Source organism: Blautia sp. CAG:257 (genome assembly GCF_000433815.1).
Lineage (GTDB): Bacteria > Bacillota > Clostridia > Lachnospirales > Lachnospiraceae > Blautia_A > Blautia_A caecimuris.
In genome coordinates, this window is sequence record NZ_HF999055.1 from 21,828 (window position 1) to 27,743 (window position 5,916).

Below are 5,916 nucleotides of genomic sequence, written 5' to 3' on the forward strand. Positions count from 1 at the left end.
GATCTCTAAATCCGGTACCACTACAGAGCCTGCCATTGCTTTCCGTGTATTTAAGGAAATCCTTGAAAAGAAATACGGAAAAGAGGGCGCTGCAAAGAGAATCTATGCAACAACAGACAAGGCTCGCGGAGCTCTGAAAAAGGTTGCAGACGAAGAAGGATATGAAGAGTTTGTTGTTCCGGATGATGTAGGAGGACGCTATTCTGTACTTACAGCTGTAGGACTTCTTCCGATCGCAGTAAGCGGAGCTGACATTGATAAGCTGATGGAAGGAGCTGCTTCCGGACGGGAGATCGCGCTTAACAATGCTTTTGAGGATAATGATGCGCTGAAATATGCTGCAATCCGTAACATTCTTCTTCGCAAGGGAAAAACTGTAGAGGTTCTGGCAAATTACGAACCAAGCCTTCACTATATCAATGAGTGGTGGAAACAGCTTTACGGAGAGAGTGAAGGAAAAGATCAGAAAGGTATTTTCCCGGCAGCAGTAGATCTGACAACAGACCTTCATTCTATGGGTCAGTTCATCCAGGATGGAAACCGTATCCTGTTTGAGACAGTTATGAATGTAGAAAAATCCAGCGCAGAGCTTGTTCTCGGAGAAGAAGCAGTGGATCTGGACGGACTGAACTATCTGGCAGGAAAAACGGTTGACTTTGTTAATAAAAGCGCAATGAACGGAACAATCCTTGCTCATACAGACGGACAGGTTCCGAACCTGAGAGTTGATATTCCGGAGCAGAACGAGTTCTATCTGGGACAGTTATTCTATTTCTTTGAGTTTGCATGTGGCGTCAGCGGATATCTTCTTGGAGTAAATCCGTTTAACCAGCCGGGAGTTGAAAGCTATAAGAAGAATATGTTCGCTCTTCTTGGCAAGCCGGGCTATGAAAAAGAAAGAGAAGAGCTTCTTAAAAGACTCTGATACTTTATGAAAATTATTTTTCTTGAGGGAGAAAATCTGGGTGAGGACATGGTCTTCACCCCTTTTCTTCATCTTGGGGAAGTTACAATTTATCCATCCACTTCAGAGAAGGAGATGCCTGAGCGGGTAAAGGATGCGGATATTATTGTGGCGAACAAGCTTCCCATGTGTGAGGAAACTCTCAAAGACGCAAAAAATCTGAAGCTGGTTTGTCTGACAGCAACAGGAATCAATAATCTGGATGGAGAATATCTGAAAAAACGCGGCATTCATGCCTGCAATGTAGCCGGTTATTCCACAGATGCGGTTGCCCAGCATACTTTTGCCATGTTTTTTTATCTGTGGGAAAAACTTAGCTTTTATGACGACTATGTAAAATCAGGCGCTTATATAAAAAATCGCAATTTTTCGTATTTTTCCCAGCGTTTTTATGAACTCAGCGGAAAAACATGGGGAATCATCGGAATGGGAGCTATTGGGCAAAAGGTTGCGGACATTGCGGAAGCCTTTGGCTGCAAGGTGATCTGTTACTCTGCATCCGGCAGAAAATACCAGCTGACCTCTGACAGGAAACAGGTGGATTTTGACACAATATTACAGGAGTCGGATATTCTGTCAATCCATGCGCCGTTAAACAGCCAGACAGAAAATCTTATTGATCTTCAGGCGCTGAAAAAAATGAAACCTACATCGGTTCTCATTAATGTGGCAAGAGGTCCTATTGTAAATCAGGAGGATCTTTATACTGCGCTTACACAAAATATGATTGCCGGAGCGGGGCTTGACGTACTGAAACAGGAACCTATGGCAGAAGATAACCCTCTTATTAAGATTCAGGACAGCAAAAAACTTCTGATCACACCTCATATAGCATGGGCGCCTGTGGAAACAAGATTCCGATGCAGAGATGAGGTAGTAAAAAATATAGAAGCATTTCTGGCCGGAGAGGACAGAAACAGGGTTTACTGATATGAATAAAAAACGAATTACGTGGATTGAACTGCTGCGCATAGCAGCCTGTATCGCAGTGATCGGTCTTCATGCAGGTTCTCAGCATTTCAGGGATATTCCCATAGACACCTTTACCTGGAAAGTATCAAATTTTTTCCATGGCATTAACCGGTTCGCGGTAGCTGGTTTTATTATGATCAGCGGGAGCCTGTACCTTTGGAATTTACCTGATCCATGCGCTGGTGCGTGATCTTCTTCACAGAAACGGCATTGACAGTATGATGATGAGCAACACGATCATTGCAATTCCCATTGTTATATTCCTGATTTTTATAATAAGCTGGATCGCAGCAGCCTTACTTAGGAAAATTCCCTTTGTAAAAAGGTGGCTGATGTAGAAAAATGCCATTAGGAGAAAACTTGATATGAAAGACAAAAGAGAAAAAAGAAAGAACCGGATGAAGGCGCTGAGACAGGCAGTGAATATGGAACTGAAGGAGCACAGAAGTACCTTTATTGTATTTTCTGTACTGAGGATTCTTGTAATTGTGTGTATGGTGCGTCAGATTTTTCTGCACAATTATGAAAGCTTCTTCCTCAGTGTACTGACGCTGCTTCTTCTGTATATTCCAAGCTGGCTTCAGGTAAAGCTGAGGATAGAGATACCGATAGGACTGGAAATTTCTATTTTGTGCTTTATTTTTGCTGCGGAGATCCTGGGGGAGATTAATGCTTTTTATATTGTAATCCCCGGATGGGACACCATTCTTCATACGCTGAACGGCTTTTTGTGTGCGGCTGTGGGTTTTTCCCTGGTCTTATTATTAAATGATAATGAAAAACTGACCTTTGACCTGTCGCCTTTTTTTCTGGCGCTGGTAGCATTCTGCTTTTCCATGACCGTAGGCGTAATGTGGGAATTCTTTGAGTTTGGAGTGGACCGGTTCCTGAATTTTGATATGCAAAAGGATACCATTGTAAATATGGTAAGCAGTGTTATGCTGGATCCGGCAAAAGCCAATCACTCAATTGCTGTCAGGGAAATCGCGGACGTAATTCTGGTTCACGGAGATGGAACACAGCAGGCGCTGGGACTTGGAGGATATCTGGATATAGGGCTTTATGACACTATGAAGGACCTTTTTGTGAATTTTATAGGAGCTGTGGTGTTCTCAGTGATCGGTTTCGTTTATGCAAAAGGAAGAGGAAAACGCAGTGTGATTTCCCTTTTTGTTCCCCGCAAAAAAGCAAAGGACAGAGATTATCTGTCCATTACCAACAAAAAACTAAAATGATCAGTCTTCTTCGATGACCTGAATTTCCAGATAATCGAATTCTATCTGTTCTATAAAACTATCCTGGTAAAATCTCGTTTTGGAATGACGCTTAAAGTCCGTAATGGTACTGTCAAGCCAGATGGGATTTTCCAGGTCAAATTCATAGCAGATCTCTTCCAGGCCTTTGAAGATTTTATGAGTTCTGGTGTCATCTGAATCATCGCATACTACGGTATCTTTTATCAAATGATTGCTTTTCCATATTTTTCCCCATAAACGAAACATAAAAAATCCTCCATTCCGCTGCCTTTTTGCTGACAGCATAAGCTTCTGCTTAAACGATATCAGTAACCAGTATACAGATTCTCTGTGTATAAGTAAAGAAAATTCATTGCAGATTTTCTGAAAATGCACTATAATAAAATAATTATACAGACCATATTTTATGAATGGAGGAGCTATTATGAAACTGTACGAAGGCGGTGTTTATCTTGTAAACGGCCATGATATCGTAGAAGAAAACAGCATGACTCAGCCGGTATCCAGGGAAGAGGCAGCGAAAAATACGATGGCATATGGAATTCTGGAAGCTCACAATACTTCCGGTAACATGAAAAAACTGCAGATTAAATTCGATAAACTGACATCTCATGATATTACCTTTGTAGGAATTATTCAGACGGCCAGAGCGTCCGGTCTGGAAAAATTTCCGGTTCCCTATGTACTGACAAACTGCCATAACTCTCTGTGTGCAGTAGGCGGAACGATCAATGAAGATGACCATATGTTCGGACTTACCTGTGCAAAAAAATACGGCGGTGTTTATGTACCTCCTCATCAGGCCGTGATTCACCAGTATGCCCGTGAAATGCTGGCCGGAGGCGGAAAAATGATTCTTGGCTCTGACAGTCATACCCGATATGGCGCTCTGGGAACCATGGCAATGGGAGAAGGCGGAGGTGAGCTGGTAAAACAGCTTCTTTCTCAGACCTATGACATCAATATGCCTGGTGTTGTTGCTATTTACCTGAAAGGTGAGCCCCGGCCGGGAGTTGGTCCTCAGGACGTTGCGCTGGCTATTATCGGAAAAGTTTTTGCAAATGGTTATGTGAAGAATAAAGTCATGGAATTTGTGGGACCGGGAGTGGCAGGTCTCAGCGCGGATTTCCGAATCGGCATTGATGTTATGACTACAGAGACAACCTGTCTTTCTTCTATCTGGCAGACTGACGATACTATTGAAGAATTTTATGAAATTCATGGAAGAAAAGAAGATTATAAAAAGCTTCAGCCGGGTCAGGTGGCTTATTATGACGGCTGCGTAGAAGTGGATCTCAGCGAGATCAGGCCAATGATCGCTATGCCGTTCCATCCGAGCAATACATATACCATTGATGAACTGAATGAAAATCTTGATGATATTTTAAGTGATGTTGAGAAAAAAGCTCAGGTAAGTCTGGATGGAAAAGTACCGTTTACTTTAAGGGATAAAGTAATTGACGGTAAGCTTTATGTGGATCAGGGAATTATTGCAGGCTGTGCCGGAGGCGGATTTGAAAATATCTGTGCAGCAGCGGATATTCTCAGAGGAACCAGCATCGGTGCAGATGCTTTTACACTTAGCGTATATCCTGCAAGTACACCAATTTATATGGAGCTTGCAAAAAATGGTGTGCTGGCAGACCTTATGGCAACAGGCGCAGTTGTAAAAACAGCATTCTGCGGACCGTGCTTTGGGGCAGGAGATACACCGGCAAATAATGCATTCAGCATCCGCCATACAACAAGAAACTTCCCGAACCGCGAAGGCTCCAAGATCCAGAACGGACAGATTTCCTCAGTGGCGCTTATGGATGCAAGATCTATTGCAGCCACAGCAGCAAACAAAGGTTTCCTGACTTCAGCAGAAAACTTTACCGGAACTTATACAGGCCAGAAGTATTTCTTTGACAAAACAATTTACGAAAATCGTATTTTTGACAGCAAGGGCGTAGCAGATCCAGATGTGGAGATCCAGTTCGGACCAAACATTAAGGACTGGCCGGAAATGCCGGAGTTGGCAGAGAATCTTGTACTGAAAGTAGTTTCTGAAATCCATGATCCGGTTACAACAACAGACGAGCTGATCCCTTCAGGAGAAACCTCATCCTATCGCTCCAATCCTCTTGGACTGGCAGAATTTACTTTGTCCAGAAAGGATCCCGAGTATGTAGGCCGCGCCAAGGAAATTCAGAAAGCCCAGAAAGCAATCCAGGAAGGCAAATGCCCTCTGGAGGCTGTGCCGGAACTGCAGCAGGTAATGGAAACCATTCAGAAACAGTTCCCGGAGATCGGCGATGGTAATCTGGGTATTGGAAGTACGATCTTTGCGGTAAAACCGGGCGATGGTTCTGCCAGAGAGCAGGCGGCATCCTGTCAGAAAGTACTTGGAGGCTGGGCAAATATTGCCAATGAATATGCAACAAAAAGATATCGTTCCAACCTGATCAACTGGGGTATGCTCCCATTCCTGATTCAGGACGGAGAGCTTCCGTTTGAGAATGGAGATTACCTTCTGTTCCCTGGTATCCGTAAGGCTGTGGCTGAAAAAGCGGAAAATATCTCAGGATATGTGGTAAGACCGGAAGGCCTGAAAGAATTTCAGGTAACTCTCGGAGAACTGACAGACGATGAAAGAGAAATCATATTGAAAGGCTGTCTGATCAATTACAACAGAAAATAAGAATTGAACAAAATCGCTACGCGATGGCCTGCCAAGGCTGT

The 5,916-nt window shown here is 43.4% G+C and carries 6 protein-coding genes; 5 read left to right on the forward strand and 1 reads right to left on the reverse strand.

Annotated elements, in window-relative coordinates; translation table 11 throughout:
* The 4 genes from QVP40_RS07245 to QVP40_RS07260 form a co-directional block, all read left to right on the forward strand.
* Window positions 1–925, forward strand: a 925-nt coding sequence (locus tag QVP40_RS07245) for a glucose-6-phosphate isomerase (protein WP_288200377.1), incomplete at its 5' end; no start/stop codon positions are given.
* A 6-nt stretch (window positions 926–931) separates the two neighbouring features.
* A complete protein-coding gene (locus QVP40_RS07250) occupies window positions 932–1,894 on the forward strand; it encodes an NAD(P)-dependent oxidoreductase (protein WP_022067805.1) in 963 nt (320 codons plus the stop codon).
* 1 nt (window position 1,895) lies between these two features.
* Window positions 1,896–2,126 (forward strand): acyltransferase family protein, encoded by a 231-nt coding sequence (locus tag QVP40_RS07255; RefSeq protein WP_288200378.1) that lies wholly within the window; start codon window positions 1,896–1,898, stop codon window positions 2,124–2,126.
* A gap of 175 nt (window positions 2,127–2,301) precedes the next feature.
* Entirely contained in the window at window positions 2,302–3,171 is an 870-nt protein-coding gene (locus QVP40_RS07260; protein WP_022067806.1) for a hypothetical protein, read from the forward strand.
* Here the strand turns inward: QVP40_RS07260 and QVP40_RS07265 are convergent, their stop codons facing one another.
* A complete protein-coding gene (locus tag QVP40_RS07265) occupies window positions 3,172–3,438 on the reverse strand; it encodes a hypothetical protein (protein ID WP_022067807.1) in 267 nt (88 codons plus the stop codon).
* A 178-nt stretch (window positions 3,439–3,616) separates the two neighbouring features.
* Here QVP40_RS07265 and QVP40_RS07270 point away from each other — a divergent pair, with 178 nt between their 5' ends.
* Window positions 3,617–5,875: a hydratase gene (locus QVP40_RS07270; RefSeq protein ID WP_022067808.1), complete on the forward strand. Its 2,259-nt coding sequence runs from the start codon at window positions 3,617–3,619 to the stop codon at window positions 5,873–5,875.
* Window positions 5,876–5,916: the final 41 nt, after the last annotated feature.